Raw genomic sequence first — 4,438 nt, forward strand, 5'->3', positions numbered from 1 at the left:
TACTCCTGCATTAATCGCAACAGAATTAAACGAATTTCCTGCAAGCACTCGAGATACTAACTCATGCTTTTCTTCTGAAGACCAAACCTTATTTTGTATTTTGTGCTTTAATGCTTCAGGTCCACGTGCATCTTCGATTCTGACCCATTTTCGAACTGTGGCTCTAAATAATTCTTTTGAAACACCATCCGGGGTGTTTGGAAACATCCCTTGTCGATACATTTCAACACACTTTCTTTTAAATTCAAAATTATAGCGCATAAAAATAACCCTCCTTACTGGTTTTTATTTGTCCAGTAAAGAGGGTACATATCACAGTTTCAATGTTCTTGTTTTGTTTTTCAAAATGTATTTAAACAACTTTATATGTACCATTATCCACAGCGAGCAACATTTTGAATTTATTATGACCATTAAGCCAGCAATGACTACAGGCATCAATTTCAACGATATTACCAAACTTATATACATTTTTGTAATTTAAACGGCGCTTTGTTTTTTTCTTTGGATTCGTAATATTTAAATTGAGATATAAATAATAAATCTTATATTAGTTATAACTTTATTTCTGTTTCGTTTAGTAATTTTTTTACCTTCTTTTGTTGCATATGGACTAGCAATTTTAAGTTGTTTAAAGTGTCTAACCAAAGTTGAATATGAAAAATCTTTAGTTTCTGAACATTCAAAGTGTTCAAAAAATTCATTAAAAGAGATTAAAGTTAAAAAAGAAGATCCTTCATTATTGTTTTTATTTCCAGTTAATCGATCTCTTTTAAAATAAGTTTTGCTTAATTCTATAAATTTCTCATTTGAATGTTTAAAAGCATGTTTGTTACTTAAATTACCATGAGAGATTTTGATTTTAGTTCCTGTTTTTTGAAACTATTTCAACCGTTTTTGCTTTCTTTTTATAGTTGAAATTGACTCATCTAAAGCTATTGATAATTGTTTATTTGCTTAATTGCTGTGCCTTGTAATTTGTCTGTAAATTAAATCATTTTTTTACTGCATATCTCTGATTTTCCGTGCTAAATTTTATTCCTTAGTTGAATTCTAACTAAGAGTTTTCATTTTTAAGGTATTTTTCAAGATCATTTAATATTTTATCAAGCTTTTCTTCGGTGTCTGCATTATCTAAACGGTTATTAAATTCTTCTTCTTTCTGCTCATCAATTGTCCAACTATTTTCTGCAATTTTAATAATAATTTCTTGAACATTATGTTCTATCCCATAGAATTCATTTCTAAGGTCTCTAGATTCGCGCCAATCTTTAGCTGATTTTAATTTACCAAGAAGATTTTTATATGCCGGTGCATTTTCTTCGCTTGGATATTTTATACTATCTAATATATCTTTAGCTGATTTTTTTTCTTCACCAAGCTCTTGAGTTTCAACATATTTAGCTTTAAGTTTTTTAACCTTATTCTCAACATCTTTAATTGTATCGCCATTTTCGTAGTTGATTTTATCAACTTCATCTTTAATTTTTGGTTTTTGACCAGAAATTAAGCCTTGATCATCATAATTATCGATTTTATTTTGAATATCATCTTTGTAGGTTTCAATAATTTGACGGTGTAATTCACTAACTTTTGAAATTTGTTCATTTGAAGTTGGATAAGTTTGATTTAATCTGCTATTTAAATCATTTTGTTTATCTTGCGATAATCCGTTAATCTTAATCATTTCTTTATATTTTTTAATATCTTCTTTTCATGAAGGAGGAAGAATTCTATTGATTTCATCCACTTCGGTGGTATTATCTAATAAATTAGAAATGATTTTCTTCGGATCTTTTTCATTATTTAAAGCACTAGGATATTCAAGTTTAGCTAAATCGTCTTTAGCTCTTTTCATTGCTTCTTTAAGTTGATTTAATTTTGCTCGAATTGGCTCAATGCCGTTTTCATCTTTGATATCTTTAATAGCATTTAATAAAGTTACTTTCGCTGGGGCATTATCTGAATAGGCAATTTCATTTAATGTCGCAACTAAAGCCTTTTTGCTATTTGCTAAAGCATTAGCTTTTTCAATATCGGCTTTAAGATTATCTAAAGTTGGACTATCTTGGGCACTATCTAATCTACCTTTAAGTCTGCCAAGCTGTTTTTCATATTTATAGTCATTATTGTCGTAAGAATCTAATGCTGATTTAGTAGCTTGGTATTTTTCTGCAAATTTATCAATTTTGTCTGAAACATCATCAATGTTCTTTAAAACATCATTTGCTGTAGGTTCAGTAGCAACTTCTTTTAATTCCGTTAATAATTTTGCTCTATTAGTGTCTTTACCGATTGTATTAAGCTTTTTGTAAGCCTTTAAATATTTAGAATTATCTTTTTCAACATAATTAATGATTTTAGCCATTTTTTCAGGGTCATCATATTTTACTAATTCGTTTGCTAGTGCATCCTTAACTGACTTAGGCATTATGTTTTCATCAATTTGTTTTGCTTTCTTTGCAAAATCAATTGCCTTAATATAAAGTGGTACTATTTTATCATTGATATCCTTTAATTCTTGTTCAGATTTTACTGATCTTACTGTAGTATTGAGGAATTCGTCAAATGATTTTAAGTTTGCTTTACCATTTTTAGGGTAGTCTAATGAGCTATTTTTTTCAATATATTTACCACTATTTTCATTATCTGCTCAGAAACGATCTAATTCTTTTTTAATGCCTGAAATTTTAGATTCAACTTGCTTAGCGGCCACAACATCATTTTTTGCTTTTAATTCTTCTATTAAGTTTTTTGCAATTAGAATATCTCCACTAAAAGTAGTTTTTAGATTGTTAACAATTTCTGTATCTTTTTTAATTAAATCAACAATATTTTGCAAGTCAGTAACTTGAGTGGTTTTATTAACTTTAGTTTTTAATGAATTTTTAAGGTTATCGATTTCATTATTAGCTAATGCAATATGTTCTTTTTCTTTTCCAAAAGCACTATCTTTTTCAACATGTTCTATTTTTTCAATTAATTTATACGCCTCATCATATTTATTGATCTCATTAGTGATGAAATCTTTAATATTTGTATCATCTTTTGAAGCTAAAGATTTAAGTAAATTATTTTTAGCATCACCTTCATCAAAAGCATTAATTGTGCTTGTTGCATTTTGAAGATCGCTTTTTAAATCCTCTAAAGTTTTCTTATACTGATTAATTGTTTCTTCTGTTGTACTTTCAGTGATTGAAGAAGCAAACTTAGTTTTTAATCGCTCTTTTGTTCTTTTAGAAATTGCTTCATTTTCACCATTATTAGGATAAGGTAATTCATCAATTAATTTATTTATTAAAGCCTTATTGTCAGCTAATTTTTGGTCCTTTTTCGCCTTCTCTACAGCACTTTTAAGATCATTTGTTTTTTTAGTAATTTCTACAATAGGATCATTATCTGAAATGGTTTCATTTGTATTAATTGCTTGCTCTAAAGAAGAAATAATTTCTGTATAACTGTCTTTATTAGCACCATTTTTAAGTGAATCTAATAAAGTATTAGCTTCGTCAACTTGCGCTTTATGTTCACTTTTTGCTTTATCTAATAATTCTTTAAATTTAGAAATTTCATTTCTTGCCTTTTCACGAAACTCATCAACTTTAGTTTTTTGCGTTTTTTTAGCTTCTGTATCAGAGCCATTAATAATAGTTTCAGTTTCATTAATAAGCGTTTCAGTTTCGGCTTTTAATTTTTTCATTGATTCATCGTTGCTTGTTAATGAATCTTTAATTTTTTTCAAGGCTTCAAGTGATTGATTTAATGATTGTGTTTCTTTTTTAGCAAGATTTTCTTTCGCTTGAGCTAATTTTGTTTTTAGATCATTTAATTTAGATTCAAGATCTACTTTTGTATTGTTAATTGAAGGTGCTTTATCATCACTAACTTCTGCTAGCGCTTTTTTTAAATCAGCTACTAAATCCGGATATTCAGCTTCGTATTTGTTAATGAAATCTTTAACTAAAGGAATTTCTTGATTGATTTGGTCAATAACAGTTTTTTTATCGTTATTGACAGCTTCATATTTAGTTTCAGCAGATTTTAGTTTTACTTCAAATTCTTTTATTAATGCATCTAATTCAGCTTTAGAATCGTAGTTATGAATTTCATTAGCTTTGGTTACTAATTCTTGAACTTCCTTTTTGTTTGGTTCATATTCATTTTCTGTAGGCATTAATTTTAATGCTTCATTTGCTTGAGTTTTTAATTTGTCTAATTCTTCAAATTTTGTTTTAAATTCATTGTCAATTGCATCTTTTTTTGTTTCAATTGTTTCTTTAAATGATTTTAAATCTTGATTAATTTCATTTAATTTTGCATTGTTAAATTCATTAAGTTTATCGCTTGTATTTGTTTCAAAATCTTGAATTTTTTTCTCAATATCAGCTATTAAATCTTTATATCTTTCTGCACCTTTACCGATTTGATTATCATTAAT

The 4,438-nt window shown here is 27.5% G+C and carries 2 protein-coding genes; both read right to left on the reverse strand.

Features of this window, described 5'->3' with window-relative positions:
- Positions 1-261, reverse strand: a 261-nt coding sequence (locus T385_RS0103110) for a hypothetical protein (protein WP_029906471.1), incomplete at its 3' end; no start/stop codon positions are given.
- A 796-nt stretch (positions 262-1,057) separates the two neighbouring features.
- Positions 1,058-4,438: hypothetical protein (locus tag T385_RS0103115; protein ID WP_029906473.1), on the reverse strand; the 3,381-nt coding region annotated here is incomplete at its 5' end.

This window comes from Mycoplasmopsis opalescens ATCC 27921, assembly GCF_000712185.1.
Lineage (GTDB): Bacteria > Bacillota_I > Bacilli_A > Mycoplasmatales > Metamycoplasmataceae > Mycoplasmopsis > Mycoplasmopsis opalescens.